The 20,260-nt window shown below is 70.3% G+C and carries 15 protein-coding genes and 4 pseudogenes; 16 read left to right on the top strand and 3 right to left on the bottom strand.

The features are described from left to right. Positions 1-527: 527 nt before the first annotated feature. From OG819_RS11640 to OG819_RS11570, 15 genes and pseudogenes are all read left to right on the top strand, one after another. A complete protein-coding gene (locus tag OG819_RS11640) occupies positions 528-1,877 on the top strand; it encodes an ISL3 family transposase (protein WP_266647383.1) in 1,350 nt (449 codons plus the stop codon). A 268-nt stretch (positions 1,878-2,145) separates the two neighbouring features. Continuing rightward, the gene (locus OG819_RS11635) at positions 2,146-2,706 is read left to right on the top strand and encodes a ferric reductase-like transmembrane domain-containing protein (protein ID WP_266626910.1); all 561 of its coding nucleotides are present in this window, start codon (positions 2,146-2,148) and stop codon (positions 2,704-2,706) included. A gap of 65 nt (positions 2,707-2,771) precedes the next feature. Then, the gene (locus OG819_RS11630; RefSeq protein ID WP_266649263.1) at positions 2,772-4,412 is read left to right on the top strand and encodes an FAD-dependent oxidoreductase; all 1,641 of its coding nucleotides are present in this window, start codon (positions 2,772-2,774) and stop codon (positions 4,410-4,412) included. Further along, entirely contained in the window at positions 4,409-4,672 is a 264-nt protein-coding gene (locus OG819_RS11625) for a hypothetical protein (RefSeq protein ID WP_266649261.1), read from the top strand. Before OG819_RS11630 ends, OG819_RS11625 begins: the two co-directional genes overlap by 4 nt. Position 4,673: 1 nt before the next feature. Then, a pseudogene (locus OG819_RS11620) lies at positions 4,674-4,817 on the top strand (DUF3151 family protein); the annotation flags it as partial. A 181-nt stretch (positions 4,818-4,998) separates the two neighbouring features. After that, positions 4,999-5,847 carry a tryptophan 2,3-dioxygenase family protein gene (locus OG819_RS11615; protein ID WP_266626916.1) on the top strand — a complete coding sequence of 283 codons (849 nt, stop codon included), beginning with the start codon at positions 4,999-5,001 and terminating at the stop codon, positions 5,845-5,847. Beyond that, positions 5,840-7,114 (top strand): kynureninase, encoded by a 1,275-nt coding sequence (kynU, locus tag OG819_RS11610; RefSeq protein WP_266649259.1) that lies wholly within the window; start codon positions 5,840-5,842, stop codon positions 7,112-7,114. Before OG819_RS11615 ends, kynU begins: the two co-directional genes overlap by 8 nt. A gap of 279 nt (positions 7,115-7,393) precedes the next feature. Then, entirely contained in the window at positions 7,394-8,272 is an 879-nt protein-coding gene (locus tag OG819_RS11605; protein WP_266626920.1) for an alpha/beta hydrolase, read from the top strand. 302 nt (positions 8,273-8,574) lie between these two features. Then, positions 8,575-9,126: pseudogene (locus tag OG819_RS11600) on the top strand (alpha/beta hydrolase); the annotation flags it as partial. 197 nt (positions 9,127-9,323) lie between these two features. Then, positions 9,324-10,955: pseudogene (locus tag OG819_RS11595) on the top strand (IS200/IS605 family accessory protein TnpB-related protein). Positions 10,956-10,961: 6 nt separating this feature from the next. Continuing rightward, positions 10,962-11,153 (top strand): annotated as a pseudogene (locus OG819_RS11590) (alpha/beta hydrolase); the annotation flags it as partial. 116 nt (positions 11,154-11,269) lie between these two features. Then, entirely contained in the window at positions 11,270-11,944 is a 675-nt protein-coding gene (locus OG819_RS11585; protein ID WP_266432045.1) for a response regulator transcription factor, read from the top strand. A gap of 111 nt (positions 11,945-12,055) precedes the next feature. Continuing rightward, positions 12,056-13,405 carry a histidine kinase gene (locus OG819_RS11580; protein WP_266649255.1) on the top strand — a complete coding sequence of 450 codons (1,350 nt, stop codon included), beginning with the start codon at positions 12,056-12,058 and terminating at the stop codon, positions 13,403-13,405. After that, positions 13,402-14,076: a response regulator transcription factor gene (locus OG819_RS11575; protein WP_266649253.1), complete on the top strand. Its 675-nt coding sequence runs from the start codon at positions 13,402-13,404 to the stop codon at positions 14,074-14,076. Before OG819_RS11580 ends, OG819_RS11575 begins: the two co-directional genes overlap by 4 nt. A 105-nt stretch (positions 14,077-14,181) precedes the next feature. Next, a complete protein-coding gene (locus OG819_RS11570; protein WP_266649251.1) occupies positions 14,182-15,456 on the top strand; it encodes a cytochrome P450 in 1,275 nt (424 codons plus the stop codon). 39 nt (positions 15,457-15,495) lie between these two features. Here OG819_RS11570 and OG819_RS11565 read toward each other — a convergent pair whose 3' ends face one another. Beyond that, the gene (locus OG819_RS11565) at positions 15,496-17,112 is read right to left on the bottom strand and encodes an ABC transporter permease (protein WP_266649249.1); all 1,617 of its coding nucleotides are present in this window, start codon (positions 17,110-17,112) and stop codon (positions 15,496-15,498) included. Next, positions 17,109-18,062: an ABC transporter ATP-binding protein gene (locus OG819_RS11560; protein ID WP_323138155.1), complete on the bottom strand. Its 954-nt coding sequence runs from the start codon at positions 18,060-18,062 to the stop codon at positions 17,109-17,111. The genes OG819_RS11565 and OG819_RS11560 overlap by 4 nt, the downstream gene beginning before the upstream one ends. A 74-nt stretch (positions 18,063-18,136) precedes the next feature. Between OG819_RS11560 and OG819_RS11555 the strand changes: the two genes are divergently transcribed. Then, positions 18,137-18,652 (top strand): GbsR/MarR family transcriptional regulator, encoded by a 516-nt coding sequence (locus tag OG819_RS11555; protein ID WP_266626931.1) that lies wholly within the window; start codon positions 18,137-18,139, stop codon positions 18,650-18,652. A 32-nt stretch (positions 18,653-18,684) separates the two neighbouring features. Here the strand turns inward: OG819_RS11555 and OG819_RS11550 are convergent, their stop codons facing one another. Next, the gene (locus OG819_RS11550) at positions 18,685-20,205 is read right to left on the bottom strand and encodes an APC family permease (RefSeq protein WP_266626933.1); all 1,521 of its coding nucleotides are present in this window, start codon (positions 20,203-20,205) and stop codon (positions 18,685-18,687) included. Positions 20,206-20,260 lie beyond the last annotated feature (55 nt).

Here is a 20,260-nt window from a genome sequence, read left to right as displayed (position 1 = left end):
GGATGCCGATCCGCATTGACGACGGTTCGGCCCCAGTGTGAGGCATCGCGTCGGGGGATATTTGTCACTGATGAGTCAGCGGCAAGGGATGAGAGGACTTTCACAAGTGCGGTTCGTCTCCGTTCGCCGGAATCGGTCGATATTGAGGAATCGCCCCACGTGCCGAACTCAGAGGGAATTCATAGGCAACCCGCGCGGGATGATTTTCCCCCATTCAAAAAATGGACATACAGGGACATAACCTCCTTGATCTCCTCACTCACGGGCACTTTTCGGCCTGTGAGGGTCATGTAGCCTCTGTGGCCAAGCTGTGTCCCTCCAAGGGGAACGTGCAGAGGGAGGCAGGGCTTCGGGGCGTGGGTGTCATTCCGGGTCTTCGAATTTAGTGGGGGTGCGGCGGTGACGGCCTGACGTTCAGTCACCGAGCGTGATGGGCCTGGGGTGTGGGTGGCCTGGACGCAAGGAGCCCGCGGGTCTTCGTGATCATGGTTGTTGTCTAGGCAACCGATCATGAAGAACCCACGGGCTTGAGCATCGACGATACCGGGACCAACGAGGCTGCGACGCGACTGCTTGGGCTGGAGGGGGTGAGTGTGACGCAGGTCAAGGACGACAAGGCAGGCGGATCGACGGTATACGTCGTGACGAACGAGGAGTCCGCGAGGGCCTGCCCCTCGTGCGGGGTTTTCTCCACCCGGCTGAAGGACTACCGCACCACCGCCCCCAGACACCTGTCCTGCGGCGGGCGCCCGGTGAGTATCCGGTGGCGCAAGGCACGCTGGCACTGCACCGAACTCGACTGCGACCGCCGCTCGTTCACCGAGTCCATAGGCCAGGTACCCGCGCGGATGCGTACGACCGGGGCGCTTCGGCGGGCGGCCGGGGCCGCGGTGTGTGACGGCGGGCGATCGGTGGTGCAGGCCGGCCGGGATCTGGGCCTGTCCTGGCCGATCGTGCAGCACTGCTTCGAGGACTACGCCGCGAAGGTCCTGCCCGAGGAGCCGCCGGTGACCGAGGCGATCGGGATCGACGAGACCCGGCGGGGTAAGCCGGTGTGGGAGCAGAACCCGGACACGGAGAAGTGGGAGCTGGTCGCGGACGCCTGGCACATCGGCTTCGTCGACGCGATCGGCGGGCGCGGCCTGTTCGGCCAGGTCGAGGGCCGCAACTCCGCCTCCGTCGCCGACTGGCTGACGGCCCGGCCCGCCGCCTGGCGCGAGCAGGTCCGCTACGTCGCCATCGACCTGTGCTCCACCTTCCGCGCCGCCGTCCACCGTGCCCTGCCGCACGCGGCGGTGGTCGTGGACTGCTTCCACATCGTGCAACTCGCCCAGCGCCACCTCGCCGACCTGCGCCGACGCCTCACCTGGAAACAGCACGGCCGCCGGGCCCGCAAGGGCGACAGCATCTACAGCGTCCGCAAGCTCCTGCGCCGCAACAAGGAAGACCTCACCGACGAACAACGCGAGCTCCTCAAGACCGAGTTGGAGTACATGGGGACCTACGGCCGACAGATCTATGCGGCCTGGCAGGGCAAGGAACTCCTGCGCGACCTCCTGGGCCTGACCGTCACCCGCAGGCACGTCACCCCCGACCACTCCGCGATCTCCACCGCCCGCCACCGCTTCTTCGCCCACGTCGCCGACCACGCTCACCTGCCCGAACTCGTCACCCTCGCCGAGACCATCGAGCAGTGGTGGGACGGCATCGAGACCTACCTGACCACCGGGATCACCAACGCCGCCTCGGAGGGCAACAACCGCCTCATCAAGCTCGAAGCGCGTAACGCCTTCGGCTTCCGCAACCGAGCGAACCAACGCCTCCGCTCACGCTGCGCAACCACCCGGCGAAGCCGACGGGAGGCACACCCCCACTAAATTCGAAGACCCGTCATTCCCTGCGGAACGTGCTTTTCGAGATCGCGCATTCCGCAGGAACGTCAATACGAGGGGCTCGTTACATGGTCGCGAAAAGGTGCCGGTCAGATGCGGACCTACCGCTGTCGCGCCTGCCGGAGAACTGGCGGTCGCGCTCATGACGGTCGGCGTCTTCGTACTCCTGAGCTCCGGAGCCTCCGCAGCGACGCAACCGATACCCGGGTCGTCGCTGGACGCGTACAACCACCACATTTCATACGACCCGGGCGTGCACCAGATCGCGCGGTTGGCCGCACTCGTCGCCTATGTGCTGATGGTCTCCACGGTGGTCCTGGGGGTGACGCTCCGGCTGCGGTTCATGCAGCGTGCCGTCAACCGGGCCACCTTCTACGGAGCCCACATGACGCTGGCGCTGTCAGCGATGATCTTCGGGGGTATCCACGGCCTGACCTTCCTCTACCAGCCGATCTGGCGGATCGGCTGGCCGGAGCTGACCGTACCGTTCGTCGGAGGCGTCCAGCGTGTACCGGTGGGCCTCGGCATCCTGGGGACGGAACTGGCCATCGCCGTCGCCTGCTCGGTCTGGCTGCAACACCGCCTGGGCTACCACCGCTGGCTCAGGACACACCAGCTCGCCTACGCGTCCTTCGCTCTGATCTGGCTGCACATCTTCCTGGTCCATCCAGAACCGCGCCATCTGAACCTGGTCGCGGTCGGCGTCGCCGCAGGCGCCGGAACGGTGCTGGTGGCTTTCCTGATACGCCTCTTCCCCTCGGCTTCCAGGCTGCGTCAGCGTGCCTTCCCGAGTGAGGTCGGAGGGGCTCGGTGACACACCCCCATCCCGGCCCCCCGGAGGTCCATACCTGGCCCACGGCCCCGAACCACAGCCATGGGATGGTGCCCTCGGTACCGCGCCAGGCGCAGCACATCACGCCGCTGGACCAGCAACGCGCGGTCGTACACCAGTCACCCGCGATCTCGGCCGAGTCGTTCAGCCTGCCGCGGCCGGCGCTCGTCCCGGAGGACGAGCCGGTCCGGATCAGCGTGGACAACAACCGGTGCCACATCTACGGCATCTGTCAGCAGGAGGCGCCCGAGGTCTTCCGGATCTCCGAGGGCGGATCGCTGCACTACACCCGCGGTGTCCCCGCGGAGCTCGCGGCCAAGGCGCGCCAGGCCGCGCGCTGCTGCCCCATGCAGGCCGTCGCGATCGAGGGCGGACAGAGGCCCGGCCCAGGGTCCTCCGGCGACCGGCGGGGCACGCGTCCTGTGCGCAGCGGGACAGGAGCCCGGACAAGCAGCAGGCGCATCGTCGTCGCCGGGGCCGGGCTGGCCGGGCTGAGCGCGGCGGCCCGGCTCAGAGAGCGAGGCTTCGACGGGGAACTCGTCATCGTGGGGGAGGAGCCGCACCGCCCCTACAGCCGCCCACCCCTTTCCAAGCAGTACCTGTCGGGTGAACTGAGCGAAGAGCAGCTCATGTTCAGGGCGGACGCCGAGCTGGATGCCCATTGGCTGCTGAACACCCGACTGGTCGGCCTCGACCTCTATGGATCGGCCCTCGAAATGCCGGGTGGCGAGCGACTGCCCTTCGAGGGGCTGGTCGTGGCCACGGGGGTGGGCGCCAAGCGCCTTCCCGAGGCCCCGCTCTTCAGTGAGCGGGTGCGCACCATTCGCACGCTGCGGGACGCGGCCGCGGTACGACAGGCGATGGACGCCGCACGGGCCCGTCACGTGGTGATCCTCGGCGGGGGATTCGTCGGATGCGAACTGGCGTGCACGGCCCGGGACAGTGGTTTGGATGTCACCCTTGTCGTGCACAGTGCCCCCTTGCTACGGCGGGTACTCGGCGAGCGCCTCGGTGCCGTGGTCGGCGACATCCAGCGCAGGGCCGGCGTCGACGTGCGGCTCGGCACGCAGGTCGTCGACTGGCAGGACCACGGTGACGTGCTGAGGCTGCGACTGGACGACGACGAGATCATCGACTGTGACTTCGTCGTCCTCGGCCTGGGCGGCGAACCGCGCACCGAATGGCTGCGCGGCAGCGGACTGGACATCTCCGACGGCGTGCTCTGCGCCGCCACCTGTCACGCGATCGACGCGTGGGGCCGCCCCACTCCGCACATCGTCGCCGCAGGTGACGTGGCTCGCTGGCCCAACCTTCGCTTCGACTCCGAGCCGCGGCGCATCGAGCACCTCATTCACGCCGTGGAGATGGGCCAGCAGGCCGCCGACGCGCTGCTGCGCGGGCCTGAACGTGCCGCGCGCTTCGCCCCGGTCCCGCGCTTCTGGTCCGAGCAGCACGGCACCCGGATACAGGCTGTGGGCATTCCGGCCCTCGGCACCGAGGTCGAGATCACTGAGGGGTCTCTCCGCTCCGAGCGCTTCGTCGCCCGCTATACCCGGGACACCCCTCATGGTCCTCAGATCGTGGGCGCCGTCGCCTTCGACATGCCGTCGGAACTCCTCGATCACCGCGACCAGATAGGCCGAACCCGTCCGCGCTCGCGGACCACGAACAGAAGGAGGCGACGATGAGCCGGGGTAGACGCAACCGTGCCCGCCGTGCCGGACGTCCGGCGTCCGGCGGGCCGCTGACCTGGGTGATCAGCCTGCCCGCCCGCCTGCACCTGCGCTGGCTGGTGATCCTCGTCGTGACGGCGGCGGTGATGGGCGCCTACGGAAGGGTGCTGGTCACCGCGTTGCCGATGCCGCCGGGCAAGGCTCCGGCCGTCGACGCTCAGCAGGGGCGCAGCGGCCCCACCCCACACGTCGGGAAGGCATCGCGAGCCAGGTAGGGAGCAGGAGCGGAACCGCGGCTTCCTGCGCGCCCTGCACGGCCTCGCCCGCGCCGCGCAGGCGATCGGCGAGCAGGAGGAGTACGAGCGCTGCAGCCAGTTCCTGAAGGACTCCTCGCCGACGGCGGCGCAGACGCTGGGCTGAGTCCCAGGGAGTACCCGTCAGGGTGTACTCGCAGGTCGTACGGGTCCGCCTGGTCGATGTGACCGGGCGGACCTTGCGGTTTCGGGTGACGATTGTGGAGGATGCCCGGTGGGGACCGGGGCCCCCGTGTCGGTAACGGCAGGGGCGGACCGCTACCCGGAGTACGCATCAGGAGACAGCGATGTCGTCCCAGCAGGCTCAGCCCGTCGAGGCCCAGGAGCCCGAGACCCCGCATCTCGACTTCCAAGGAACGACTCCGTACGAGGACTATGTCCAGGCGGACGTTCTGACCCACCTCCAGCACACCCTCTCCGACGACCCCGGAGAGATGGTCTTCCTGGTCACCACCCAGGTCATGGAGCTGTGGTTCACGGTCATCGTCCACGAGTGGGAGACCGCCGCGGACGCGCTCCGGGAGGACCGGGTGCCGGTCGCGGTGGCCGCGCTGAAGCGGTCCCTACGGGAGCTGGAGGCGCTGAACGCCTCCTGGCGGCCCCTCGCCCAGCTCACCCCCGCCCAGTTCAACTCCTACCGCTCGGCCCTCGGCGAGGGCTCCGGCTTCCAGTCCGCGATGTACCGCCGGATGGAGTTCCTGCTCGGCGAGAAGTCCGCGTCCATGCTGGTCCCGCACCGGGGCGCGCCGCGCGTGCACGCCGAGCTGGAGAAGGCACTGCACGAACCGAGCCTGTACGACGAGGTCCTGAGGCTGCTCGCGCGCCGCGGCCACGCGATCCCGGCGTCCGTACTGGACCGGGACGTGTCCCGGCGCTACGAGTCCTCGCCGGAGGTGGAGGCGGTGTGGACGACCCTGTACGCGGGCGACGAGCACGACGAACTCGCCCGCCTCGGCGAGGTGCTGACGGACGTCGCCGAACTGGTGTGGCGATGGCGCAACGACCATCTCGTCGCGACACGCCGTGCGATGGGCGCGAAGACGGGCACGGGGGGTTCCGCCGGGGTGGCCTGGCTGGAGAAGCGGGCGCAGAAGAACGTGTTCCCCGAGCTGTGGACGGCGAGGTCCCATGTCTGAGCGGTTTGAAAGGCCTGAGCGGTTTGAAAGGCCTGAGCGGCTCGAAAGGTCTGAGCGGTTCGAAAGGTCTGAGCGGTCTGACCTGGGTGTCAGGGCCGCCGAGCTGGACGCCTCCGACGAACTCGCCAAACTGCGCGCGCAGTTCGTCCTGGACGACGTGGTGTACCTGGACGGGAACTCGCTCGGCGCGCTCCCGGCGGCGGTCCCCGGCCGGGTCGACGACGTCGTACGCCGCCAGTGGGGCGAACTGCGCATCCGCTCCTGGGAGGAGAGCGGCTGGTGGACGGCGCCGGAACGGATCGGCGACCGGATCGCGCCGCTGGTCGGAGCGGCCCCGGGCCAGATCGTGGTGGGCGACTCCACCAGCGTGAATGTCTTCAAGGCCCTGGTGGGAGCGGTCCGCCTGGCCGCTCTGTCCTCCGCCGGGCGTAACGAGATCATCGTCGACGCGACGACGTTCCCGACGGACGGCTACATCGCGGCGTCGGCGGCCCGCATGACGGGCTGCGAACTGCGCCCCATGGATCCGTCGGAGGTCCCCTCCGCACTCGGCCCCCGCACGGCGGCGGTGTTGCTGAACCACGTCGACTACCGCACCGGCCGCCTGTACGACCTTCCGGCCCTCACGTCCGCGATCCACGACGCGGGCGCCCTGGCGGTCTGGGACCTGTGCCACAGCGCCGGGGCCCTGCCGGTGGACCTCGACCGCCACGGGGTCGACCTCGCGGTCGGCTGCACATACAAGTACCTGAACGGAGGCCCGGGCTCCCCGGCGTATTTCTACGTCCGCGCCGATCTCCAGCCCCGCTTCGACTCCCCGCTCCCCGGCTGGAACTCCCACGCCGACCCCTTCGGCATGAGCCCGGCCTACGAACCGGCCCCGGGCGCCCTGCGGGGCCGCGTCGGCACCCCGGACATCCTCTCCATGCTGGCCCTGGAGGCCGCGCTGGAGGTGTGGGAAGGCGTCTCGATCGACTCCGTCCGCACCAAGTCCCTCGCCCTGACCGACTTCTTCCTGGAATGCGTCACGGCGTACGTCCCCCAGGGCCGAGTGGAGTCCCTCACCCCCTCCGCCCACGCCGAACGCGGCAGCCAGGTCGCCCTGCGCTGCGCGGACGCGGGCGAGGTCATGAAGCGGCTGATCGAACAAGACGTCGTGGGCGACTTCCGCCACCCCGACGTCCTCCGCTTCGGCTTCACCCCCCTGTATGTGGGCTTCGGTGACGTGGAGCGGGCGGCACGGGTGTTGGGGGAGACGGTGGGATAGCGGGCTCAGCCCGGGTGTGTTCTTCGGCCGCGGGCGGGTGGGGGTTGGCGGCGCGGTTCCCCGCGGCCCTGAAAGCCCCTGCCCGCCCGCTGTCCGAGGACGGCTCCCACGCTCCCCGCCCCGTGCCGCGCCCATCCTGACGAAACACCAGAACCCTTTCCCCCTCACCGTGTGTGACATCCGGGTGTAGACGCACGTCACGGGCCTGATACCGTCCCCGCCAACGGCCGAAATCACTCCTGGTCCGCCAAATCCGTTTCACCGCTGAGAGGTTGGAGCATGCCGGACGACGCCGCAGCACGGGACGCCGCCGAGGAGGCCTCGGCCTTCTCCCACCCGCCGGTCGACCCCGACGTCACCGCCACGTACGGCGACCATCCCGACCAGGTGATCGACTTCTACACCCCGCGCGAACCCGACCCCGAGGTCCCCGCCCCGCTGGTGATCGTTCTGCACGGCGGCGCCTGGCGCGCCCCGTACGACCGTCGCCACATCACCCCGTTCGCGGACTTCCTGGCCCGTCGGGGCTTCGCCGTGGCCAACGTGGAGTACCGCCGGGGCGCCGCGATCCCCGCGCAGGGTGGTGAGGGCCCGGTCGCGGGCCGCTGGCCGGACACCTTCGACGACATCGCGGCGGCTCTCGACGCGCTGCCGGCGCTCGCCGGTGAGCACCTGCCGCAGGCGGACCTCCGCCGTACGGTGATCACCGGCCACTCGGCCGGCGGCCACCTCGCGCTGTGGGCCGCCGCCCGCCACGTCCTGCCCGCCGACTCCGCCTGGCGCACCGACCGCCCCGCCCCGCTGCGCGGGGTCGTCGCGCTCGCCCCGATCGCGGACTTCACGGTCGCCGAGAAGCTGAACGTCTGCTCCGGAGCCTCCCGCCAGCTCCTGGGCGGCGAGGCGAGGTTCGCGGAGCGTCAGCCGTATGCCGACCCGGCGTTCCTGCTGCCCACCGGCATCGCCACGGCCCTCGTGCAGGGCCGCACCGACGTCGTCGTCCCGGAGGCGGTCGCCGAGTCGTACGCGGAGGCGGCGGCCAGGGCGGGCGAGGTGGTCGGCCTGACACTTCTGGAGGATGTGGGCCACTTCCCGCTGATCGACCCGGCGGCGGACGCGTGCGCGGTGGTGGCCGAGGAGATCGCCCAACTGGCCTGGTAACAGGCGGAGTTGCGGGGGTGTCGGCGATCCTCGCTCAGGCCCCGAGCGTTCCGCTCAGGGTTTCCCGGTCATACCCGTAATACCTGAGAGCTACCTCGCAGGTGAGCTCCCTGGCGGGACGCGAGCGACACGTGACGATCCGTAACTTCCCATCCAGAGGCGCCCGATGAGCGGGCGGACTGGACGGGAAGGACGCCATGGAGCTCCGGGGGAAGCCGAACGCGGCGGGGAGGGCGACACCAGTCGCACAGGCGCCACCGCCTGATCCAGACCTTGAGCCGTCCAGTCCACCCGTCCGATTCCTGCGGCGCCTGTGCCGCACCCTGCTCGCCGCGCTGATCACGGCGGCCGTGGTCGTCCCCGTCTCCGCCGCGGCCCGCCCCCGGATCCCGGCCCCGGCCCCGGCCGCACTGGCCCCGCCGACGACAGCGACGCTGGACAGGGCCTACGCGGCGAACCGGGCGAACGCCGACGAGGCGTCCCGTATGGCCGCCGGCCACGGCGACCGCACCCGCGCCGCCGCGGACCGCGCCATGGCCGCACCCTCCCGCCACTTCCTCTCCTTCGACGGACGCGGCCAGGGCCTGGCCGTCGAGGTCCTCGGCGACCTCGCCCACGCCGACCGCGTCGCGGTCCTGGTCCCGGGTTCCGACACGACCTTGGAGACCTACGGCCGCTTCCGAGCGGGAGCCGGGGCCCTGCAAGACCGCCTCAACAGCGCCGAACGCCGCCATGGATCCGCCCCCCGTACGGCGGTCATCGCCTGGCTCGGCTACGAGACACCGGGCACGGTCAGCACCACGGTCCTGACGACCGGCCGCGCCGAGGACGCGGCCTCGCGTCTGAAGGGGTTGAGAACTGCTGGCGTTTGACTGAGTACGAGCGTGTTCTGGCGTGCACGAGTGAGCGCTGACGCTTCCGGGCGGCAGGAAGGGGCGGGGTGCTGCTCTTCCAGGACGGGAAGGAGAGTTCGTCCGTCGAATGTGTGACCTTTTCCTGTGTTGTTCGTTGGGTGTGGTGACCGGGTTTTCAAGGGCTGTATGGGGGCGGGATGGGTGGGCTGCGGAAGCTGGCAGTGCCGTTTGTCGCGTCCGGTCCTTCGGGGGTGGCGGTCCGTACCCGGCTCAAGCAGCTCGCGCCTGCTGATGAGAAGGTGTTGCGGCTGGTGGGCGCGCATCTGGGCGCGCTGGCCTCCCGTGATCTGAAGGCGCGCTGCGCGGATGCTCTGGCGCACGACGGCGAGGCGTGGGCGGCGCGCAAGCGGGAACTGACGCCCCTGTCCTCCTCGCGGTGGGCGGGAGCGATCACCAAGGCCAGCCACGACCAGTGGGCGCTGTCCCGCCGCTGTCAGCTCGCCCACATCCAGAGTTTGGAAGCCGGTATCAGCACGATCAGGCACCGGCTGTCCCTGCCTCTGCGGGAGAAGGGCGGCAGGCGGGCGCCGGGCGGATACCACAGCAAGTGGGAGTGGCACGCCAAGACCCGCCGCCTGTACGTCCTTCAAGGCCGGCTGGAGCAGGCTCGCACGGACCGTGATGTCGGGGTCGTGCACGTCGTACGGGGCGGCAAGCACCTGGCCCGCACCCGCCACCACCTGTCCGCCGCACAGCTCACCGAGGCCGAGTGGCGACAGCGGTGGGAGGCCGAGCGGTGGTTCCTGAAGGCCGACGGTGAGTCCGGGAAGCGGTTCGGTAACGAGACCATCCGCGTCGGTGCGGACGGTGAGGTGAGCATCAAGCTCCCAGCCCCTCTCAAGGAGTTGGCCAATGCCCCGCACGGCCGGTACGTCCTCGCCTGCCAGGTGCGGTTCCCGCACCGAGGGGAGGAGTGGGCGGACCGGGTGGAGGCGAACCGGGCCGTCGCCTACCGCATCCACTACGACACGACCCGCGGGCGCTGGTACCTGACCGCCTCCTGGCAGATCCCGGTGTCCCGGACCGTCCCCCTGGCCGCGGCTCTGGCGGATGGCGTGATCGGGGTCGACATGAACGCCGACCATCTCGCCGCCTGGCGCCTGGACGTCCACGGCAACCCGACCGGAAACCCACGCCGCTTCCCCTTCGACCTGTCCGGACTGGCCGGCCACCGTGACGCCCAGGTCCGCCACGCCCTCATCCGGCTGCTGAACTGGGCCAAGGCCTGCGGCGTCAAAGCGATCGCCGTCGAAGACCTCGACTTCACAGCAGAGAAGACCCGCGAGAAACACGGCCGCAAACGCCGATTCCGGCAGCTCGTCTCCGGCATGCCCACCAGCAGACTGCGCGCCCGCCTGGCCTCCATGGCCGACCGGACCGGCATCGCGGTCATCGCGGTCGACCCGGCCTATACCTCGAAGTGGGGCGCCCAGCACTGGCAGAAGCCCCTCACCCACGAAACCAGGAAGACGACCCGCCACGAGGCTGCCGCCGTGGCGATCGGACGGCGCGCCCAAGGGCATCCGATCCGGCGACGGGCGACACCGCCCCCTGCACACCAGAGCGATGTACAGGGGCATCGGACCGTCCAGGCCGGACCAGGCACCCCTGGGCGTGAGGGACCCCGCCCCCGCATTCCCGGACCACGCACACGATGCGTGCCGCCGGACTGTGGAGCGAACGCGGGCAACCAGAGCGCCCAACACCGTTCGAGGCGCTCGGCTGAGCATGAGTACTGGCAACAGGACTCACTCCCGCTCAGTCCATAGGAACGGTTCCTACGCGAACTGCGGGGCGTCGTCGGCGAGAAGGCGCACGTCTCCCTGCTGTGTCACTCGTACGGCACGGTCGTCTGCGGCCGTGCGGCACGCGGGCTCGACGTGGACGACATCGCCCTCATCGGCAGCCCGGGCACCGGCGCGGACTCCGTGCCGGCCCTGCGCACCTCCGGCTTCGTGGTGGCGGCCTTCCTGCCCCGCGACGGCGCGGCCACCGGCGACACCCCTTCCACCGCCCCTTCCACCGCCCCATCTACCGACGTCGATCGCACAGGTCGTACAGGTCGCACAGGAGACGAGAGCCCATGACGAGCAGCACCATCCGCGTACTGATCGCCGACGACCAGCAGATGGTCCGCCAGGGTTTCACCGTGCTGCTCAACACCCAGCCCGACATCGAGGTGGTCGGCCAGGCGGTCGACGGCCTGGACGCGGTCGCCAAGGTCGCCGAACTCGCCCCGGACGTCGTGCTGATGGACATCCGCATGCCCGAGCTCGGTGGTATCGACGCGACCAGACGCATCACCGGCGAGACCCCCCACATCAAGGTGCTGGTACTCACCACCTTCGACCTCGACGAGTACGTGTACGAGGCGCTGCGTGCCGGCGCCTCCGGGTTCCTGCTCAAGGACGCGTCCGCCGACCAGCTGGCCGAGGCGGTACGGGTGGTGGCGGCGGGCGACGCGCTGCTCGCCCCCGGGATCACCCGTCGTCTCATCGCCGAGTTCTCCCGCCTGGACTCCACACCCCGCGCCCCGCTCAAGCAGCGCGTGGGCGAGCTGACCGAGCGTGAGACGGAGGTACTGGCACTCATCGCGCAGGGTCTGTCGAACGCGGAGATCGCCGAGCGCCTGGTGGTCGCCGAGCAGACCGTGAAAACCCACGTGGGCCGCATCCTGGTGAAGTTGGGCCTGCGCGACCGCACGCAGGCCGCGGTCTTCGCCTACGAGTCGGGTCTGGTACGCCCGTCCGGCTACTGAGCCCGCCACCCGTTCCCTCCCGGGGGATACCCGTAGTACTTGAGACGGATTCCGCAGGACCCTTCTCACTGGTGACGACCGCGACCCGGCAGGCGGCCTACCGTTTTGAACGTGACCGAGACGACCCAGATGCAGATGACGCCGCCCGGCGGAGCCAAGCCACGCAGCCCGGAGTTCCGGCTGGCCGCGGACGCCCTGCGCGGGCTGCGGCAGGACCTGTTCCACGATGCCTTCGCCTACCGTCCGTTGCCGCGGATGCGGGTGGACGGTCCGCTCGCCCGACGCCTCCCCGAGCGCGTCAGGGAGTACGCGGTCTGGACTCCGCACGCCGTGATCGCGGCGTGCGGACTGCTCGCGATGGCCGTCGCGAGCACCGCGAACGAAGGCGCCCCCGGCATCGGGAGTCTGGTGCCCGGCCTCCTCGCGCTGCTCCCGGTCCTGCTGACGCTCGTCCGGCCGGTCGGAGCCTTCTGGTTCTCCATGGCGGCGACACCGTTCGCGGCCGTGTTCAGCGGCAGCTGGGGCAACTGGCCCTGGCCGCCGGGTGCCTTCATCACCCACCTGGTGGTGCTGACGATCGTGGCGCTGCGGACCGGGCCGCGCACCGCCGCCTGGATGTGGGCGCTGACCGCGGGGTACGGGTTCATGTCCGAGTCCCTCTTCGGCGCCGGGCACATCGGGACCAACACGGCGCCGCTGCTGTTCCTCTCCGCCCTGGTCCTCCTGGTCGTCACCGTCCTGCACATACGCCGCGCGGCGGAGCAGGAGGTGACCGCCCACCAGTCGGAGACGGCGCAGGAGCGCTCCAAGCGCACCCTCCTGGAGGAGCGCACCACGATCGCCCGCGAGCTGCACGACGTGGTCGCCCACCACATGTCGGTGGTCGCCATCCAGGCGGAGGCCGCCCCCTACCGGGTGGAGAACCCGCCGCCCGAGTTGGAGCAGGCCTTCGTCACCATCCGGGAGAACGCGGTGGCGGCGCTCACCGAGCTGCGCCGTGTCCTCGGTGTCGTGAGGGCCGCGGACTACGAGGCTCCGGACGCCCCGCAGCCCACCCTCGCCGACCTGGGCGCGCTCCTCGCCAATGTGCGGGAGGCGGGCCTGAGCGTGGAGAAGACGGTCACGGGTGCGGTGCGTGAACTCCCGCAGGGCGTGGAGCTGTCGGCGTACCGCATCGTTCAGGAGGCGCTGAGCAACACCCTGCGGCACGCACCCGGCGCGACGGCCCGCGTCGAGATCGGCTACGTTCTCGGCGGTCTCGGCCTGCGGATAGTCAACGGCCCCGCGCGGAGCACCACCCTGGTGAAGTCCACCCATGGCGCGGGGCACGGCATCACCGGGATGCGCGAGCGGGTCACGATGCTGGACGGTGAGATGACGACGGGAGAGACGGGCGACGGGGGATACGAGGTGACGGTCTTCCTGCCGGTGCCACTGAGGGCTGCGGAGGAATCCGGATGACGAACGGCACCATCCGCGTCCTGATAGCGGACGACCAGGTGATGGTCCGCGAGGGCTTCTCGGTGCTGCTCGGCGCGATGCCGGACATCGAGGTGGTCGGCGAGGCGGTCAACGGCCGGGACGCGGTCGAGCGGGTCCGTGAGCTCGCTCCGGACGTCGTGCTGATGGACATCCGCATGCCGGAGATGAACGGCATCGAGGCGACCCGGGAGATCGTCGCCGCGGACAGCGCCGCGAAGGTGCTGGTGCTGACCACCTTCGACCTCGACGAGTACGTGTACCAGGCGCTGCGCGCGGGAGCCTCCGGCTTTCTGCTCAAGGACGCCTCGGCGCGCCAACTCGCCGACGGGGTGCGGGTGGTGGCGGCCGGGGAGGCGTTGCTCGCGCCCTCGGTCACCAAGCGGCTGATCACCGAGTTCTCCAAGCTCGCGGACGCCCCACGGCTCTCGGCCACGGCGCAGGCGGCCTACGGCGACCTGGCCGAGCGGGAGACGGAGGTGCTGGTCCTGATCGCCCAGGGACTGTCGAACGCGGAGATCGCCTCGCGGCTGTTCGTGGCCGAGTCCACGATCAAGACCCATGTGAGCCGGATCCTGGTGAAGCTGGGTCTGCGGGACCGCACCCAGGCCGCGGTGTTCGCGTACGAGGCGCGGCTGATCACACCCAGGTGACCCGGGTGACTCACATGCCGACGGCGGGGTACGGGGGTCCCCGCCGTCGGTCCGCTCGCCGGGACACCCCTGTTCAGCGGGGCGGAGTCGGGTTAGCGTCCGCCCATGGCAGCCTCGCACACCCCGCAGTCCTCGCAGTCCCCGCAGTCCCCGCGGTCTTCGCAGTCCCCGCAGACACCGTCGGCCTTCGATCCCTGGAACCCGGAGTTCGTGGCGAACCCGTACCCCGCGTACGCGGAGCTGCGCGAGCGCGGCCGGGTGCATTACTACGAGCCCACCGACCAGTGGCTGGTCCCGCACCACGCGGACGTGTCGGCGCTGCTGCGGGACCGGCGCCTGGGACGGACCTACCAGCACCGTTTCACTCACGAGGACTTCGGGCGGACGGCGCCTCCGCCCGAGCACGAGCCGTTCCATGTCCTCAACGACCACGGAATGCTGGACCTGGAGCCGCCGGACCACACGCGGATCCGACGGCTGGTCTCCAAGGCGTTCACGCCGCGCACGGTCGAACAGCTCAGGCCGTATGTGGACCGGCTGGCGAACGAGCTGGTCGCCGAGCTGGTGGCGGCCGGCGGCGGTGATCTGCTCACCGATGTCGCCGAGCCGCTCCCGGTGGCCGTGATCGCCGAGATGCTGGGCATCCCGGAGTCCGACCGGGCGCCGCTCAGGCCGTGGTCGGCGGACATCTGCGGGATGTACGAGCTGAACCCTTCCGAGGAGACGGCGACGAAGGCGGTCCGGGCGTCGGTGGAGTTCACGGAGTACCTCCGGGAGCTGATCGCGACGCGCCGCGAGGAGCCCGGCGACGACCTGATCTCGGGGCTCATCGCCGCGCACGACGAGGGGGACCGCCTGACCGAGCAGGAGATGATCTCCACCTGCGTCCTGCTGCTGAACGCGGGGCACGAGGCGACGGTGAACGCCACGGTGAACGGGTGGTGGGCGTTGTTCCGTAACCCCGGTCAGCTGGCGGCCCTGCGCGGTGACCGCTCGCTGATCCCCACGGCGGTGGAGGAGCTGATGCGCTACGACACCCCGCTCCAGCTCTTCGAGCGGTGGGTTCTGGACGACATCGAGATCGACGGCACGACCGTTCCCCGGGGCGCGGAGATCGCCCTGCTCTTCGGTTCCGCCAACCACGACCCGAAGGTCTTCGCGTCCCCGGAGAAGCTGGACCTCTCCCGCTCGGACAACCCCCACATCTCCTTCAGCGCCGGTATCCACTACTGCATCGGCGCCCCGCTGGCCCGTCTCGAGCTGACGGCGTCCATGGGCGCTTTGTTGGAGAAGGCGCCGACGCTCGCCCTCGCCGCGGAGCCGGAGCGCAAGCCGAACTTCGTGATCCGGGGGCTCGAGGGGCTCAGCGTCGTGCTCTGACCCGTTGGCCGAGGGCCCACAGTCCCGGTGCGGCGGCCGTCAGGTGCTCATGTCCCGGCGTCGCAACGCCGCCAGCCCTGTGGCGGTCAGGGCCACGGCGATCGCCGTCAGGGTCAGTACCGGCGTCCACGTCATCTCCCCGCCCGGGAGCTTGGGGAGGTGGCCGAAGGGGGAGAGGTCCATGGCGGCCTGGGGGACGTTCAGAGCGGGGCCGATCCAGCCCAGCAACAGGGCCACCCCGGCCGCGCCCCAGGCCCCCGGGGCCAGCCGCGGCGAGAGCCCGTACAGAAGGACCGCCAGCCCGCCCAGTGTCCAGACCGCCGCGAGCTGGACGAGGCAGGCGCCGAGCACGGGCCCGAGCTCATGGCCGTATCCGAGTCCGAGTCCGAGCCCGCCCAGCGACATGATGAGCGCCGCGCCGCCGAAGGCGACGACCAGGTGGCCGCAGGCCCACCGCAGCCGCCCCACCGCGTTCGCCAGCACCGGTTCCGCCCGCTGCGAGGTCTCCTCACCGTGCAAACGCAGCACCGACGAGACGACGTAGAGCGCGGCGACCATCCCGAGCATGCCGACCATCGCCGCGAGGAACGCGTCCGTGAGCCCGGACTGCCCGCCCATCCGCTCGATGATCTGCCGAGTCTTGTCGTTGCTCCCGACGAGATCGGCGGCCCCCTTCGTCATCCCGCCGAACGCGGCCCCCGCGGCGAGGAACCCCAGGCTCCACCCGAGCACGGCGCCCCGCTGCAGCCGCCAGGCCAGCGCCCCGGCCGACCCGAGCCGCCCCTGCGCGGGCCCCGGCCGGGTCGGCAGGAAGCTCATCCCGACATCGCGCCGCCCGGCGAGCGCGTAGGCGACCGCGCCCTGGATCACCACGGCCGCGACGAACAGCGGCAGCACCCACCACCGCTCCTGCGCGAACGGGCGTTCGTTCTCCAGCCACCCCAGCGGCGACACCCAGGTCAACACGGACGAACCGTCGTTCGTCGACGAGTCGCCCGCCGCCCGCAGCACGAACGCGGCGCCGAGCAGCCCGCCCGTCAGCCCCTTGGCGAGCCGCGCGCTCTCGGTGAGCTGGGCCACGATCGCCGCCATGGTGGCGAAGACCATGCCGACACCCCCGACGCCGAGCCCGAGAGCCAGCGCACCGGAACCGCCCTGCCCGGCCAGCCCGCCCGCGATGAGCAGCGCGAGCACGCCGTTGGCGACGAGGGCGGCCAGCAGCGCCGCCGTCAGGGGAGCCCGGCGCCCCACCATCGCCGACGAGAGGAGTTCCTGCCGCCCGCTCTCCTCCTCCTCGCGGGTGTGCCGTACGACGACCAGCAGGCTCATGATCCCGGCGAACAGCCCGGCGTAGCCGCCGATGCGCCAGGCGGTGAGTCCGCCGAGCGAGTCGTCGAACACCGGCCCGTACGTGGCGCGCAGGGAGCTGTTGGTGAGCATCTGGCGGGCGAGGTCGGCGCGTTCGGCGGGGGTGGCGTAGACGGACTTCAGGGAGTTCGGCATGGACAGCACCAGCAGGCCGATCACGCCGACCCACAGCGGCATCATCAGCCGGTCGCGGCGCAGGGAGAACCTCAACAGCGCGCCCGTTCCGGCGAGTTGGCGGGAACCACGGGCTCGTACTCCGCCCCGTACGGCAGTGGTCGCGGCCGTCATCGCGCCATCGCCCCATCGCCGTTCACCCGGACGTCGTCCTGGTAGTGCCGCAGGAACAGCTCCTCCAGGGTCGGCGGCGTCGAGGTCAGCGACCGTACGCCCGACTCGGTGAGCGAGCGCAGTACGGCGTCGAGCTTGTCGGTCTCGACCTGGAGCCTGACCCGGTGGCCCTGGACGTCGAGGCCGTGCACGCCGGGCAGGTGCGCCAGCCCGTTGGGCGGGCCCGCGAGTTCGGCGGTGACGCTGGTACGGGTCAGATGGCGCAGGTCCGCGAGGGTGCCGCTCTCGACGGTGCGGCCCTTGCGGATGATGCTGACGCGGTCGCACAGCTCCTCCACCTCGCTGAGGATGTGCGAGGAGAGCAGGACGGTCCGGCCGCGGTCGCGTTCCTCCTCGACACACCGCTGGAAGACCCCCTCCATCAGCGGGTCGAGACCGGACGTGGGCTCGTCGAGGATCAGCAGGTCGACGTCCGAGGCGAAGGCGGCGACAAGGGCGACCTTCTGCCGGTTGCCCTTGGAGTAGGTGCGGCCCTTCTTGGTGGGGTCGAGTTCGAAGCGCTCGATCAGTTCCGTCCGCCGCGCCCGGTCGAGCCCCCCGCGCAGGCGCCCGTACAGGTCGATGACCTCGCCGCCGGAGAGGTTGCGCCACAGGGTGACGTCACCGGGTACGTAGGCGACCCGGCGGTGCAGTTCCACCGCGTCCGCCCAGGGGTCCCGACCCAGCACCTGCGCCGCGCCCGAGTCGCCGCGCAGCAGGCCCAGCAGGACCCGGATGGTGGTGGACTTCCCGGAGCCGTTCGGACCGAGGAAGCCGTGCACCTCACCGGCCTCGACGTCCAGGTCGAGACCGTCCAGCGCGTGCGTCCCGCCGAACGACTTGTGCAGCCCGGAGACGGTGATCGCCTTCGTCGTGGCCTTCGTCATTCCCTTGGCCCTGCCCTTCGTCATGCTTCAGAACGTACGCTTCTTTCAGAAATTTGTGAAGTTAACGAATTGTATAAACGCTCGGATACAATCGAGGGATGGCAGAGCCGGAGGCGGTGGGAGCGGTAGGGGCGATGGGTCGGGACGCGGAGGCGGTCTCGCGGTTCGTCGAGCACTTCGCGGCGCAACTCGTGGAGGCCGGGATGCCCCGGATGCCGTCCCGGGTCTTCGGGGCGCTGCTCGCCTCGGACACCGGCGCTCTGACCTCGGTCGAACTGGGCGAGCAACTGCGGATCAGCCCCGCGGCGGTCTCCGGCGCGGTGCGCTATCTGGCACAGGTGCACATGGTGTCGCGCGAGCGGGAGCCCGGTTCGAGGCGTGAGCGGTACCGCGTGCACAGCGACCAGTGGTATGAGGCGCTCACCAATCGTGAGGCGATCATCAAGCGCTGGGAGGACGCGCTGCGCGAAGGCGTCGCCAGCCTGGGCGCGGACACCCCGGCGGGCGGTCGGCTCGCGGAGACCCTTGCCTTCTTCGAGTTCATGGAGGGCGAGCTGGAGTCGATGATGGACCGCTGGCGGATCCACCGGGAGCAGCACTTCGGCGAGGGCTGAGAGCCCTCGCCGAAGAGAGAAGCGGCGTTTTCCTACCTCTCCTTGGTCTCCTCCAGGACCGTCCGCCCGAGCAGGGCGTACCGCTGCGGTGCACGGCGCTTGAGGTACGTCGCGTAGGCCACGCCGCCCACCGCGATCAGGGCGACGATCCAGGGGGTCGCCTTGAGAACGAGGGAGCCGGACTCGGTGCCGGCCGCGGCGCCCATGTTGGACACCAGCAGGACGACCACGCCGAGCATCGCGAGGCCGCCGACGAGCGGGGCGGTGAAGGTCCTGAACCAGTGCCTGCTCTCGGGGTGGTTCCTGCGGAAGTAAGCCAGCACCGCGAAGGAGCAGACCGCCTGCACCACCAGGATGGCCATCGTGCCGAGGATGGCGAGCAGGACGTACGTGCCGGTGTACGGGTCCTTCCCGGCGATCCAGAACGCGGCGATGAGGACGGCGCTGACGACCGTCTGGACAAGGCCCGCGATGTGCGGGGAGCCGTGCTGGGGGTGGGTGCGTCCGATCGTGCGCTGGAGCGAGGGGAGGACGCCCTCACGGCCCAGCGCGTACATGTAACGGGCGGCGCAGTTGTGGAAGGCCATGCCACAGGCCAGCGAGCCGGTGATCATCAGCCACTGCATGACGTCGACGGCCCAGTGGCCGACGTAGCGCTCGGTGGGGTTGAAGAACAGGGCGAGCGGGTTCGAGGAGGAGGCGGCCGTGACGGCCTCGCTCTCGCCGTTGCCGATGATGGCCATCCAGGAGACGAAGACGTAGAAGACGCCGACGCCCAGGACGGAGATCATCGTCGCCTTGGGGATGATCTTCTTCGGGTCGCGGGACTCCTCGCCGTACATCGCCGTCGACTCGAAGCCGACCCACGACCAGAAGGCGAAGAAGAGGCCGAGGCCCGCCGAGGTCCCCTTGAAGGCGTTGACCGGGTTGACCGGGCCGAAGGTGAAACCGTGCGGGCCGCCGCCGTGCAGGGCGACGGAGACGGCCATGGCGGCCAGGACCGTCACCTCGGTGGCCAGCAGGACGACGAGCAGCTTCTCGGCGACGGACACCCCGAACCACGTGCCCGTCGCGTTGACGGCGAGCATCAGGATCGCGAACGCCCACCAGGGCACGTCAAGTCCCGTCTGGTCCTTGAGGGTTCCGGTGGCGAAGGTCGAGAAGATACCGATCAGGGCCGGTTCGAAGACGACGTAGGCGAAGGTGGCCAGCAGTCCCGAGGCGAGTCCCGCGGTGCGGCCGAGGCCGTAGGAGATGAAGCCGTAGAAGGCGCCGGTGGAGGTGATGTGCTTCGCCATCGAGGTGAAGCCGACCGCAAAGATTGCCAGGACGACCATTGCGACGAGATAGCTCGCCGGGGCGCCGATGCCGTTGCCCGCGGAGACCATGAAGGGCACGTTGCCCGTCATGGCGGTGATCGGGGCGGCGGTCGCGACGGCCATGAAGACCACGCCCAGCAGCCCGATCGCGTTCGGCTTGAGCCGGTGAACTGTGCCGCCGGGGGCCTCCGGTGTGCCCGCCGCCTCAGGGACGACGCCCTCTTGCACTGCCATCGAGTGGCCACTTCCCGTGTCGCTCGCCGGCCGCACCCTGGGTGCGGCGGAGTGG

Source organism: Streptomyces sp. NBC_01549, from assembly GCF_026339955.1.
Classification (GTDB): domain Bacteria; phylum Actinomycetota; class Actinomycetes; order Streptomycetales; family Streptomycetaceae; genus Streptomyces.
The sequence above is the reverse complement of the archived record's forward strand: the minus strand, read 5'-3'. Positions and strand labels throughout refer to the sequence as shown.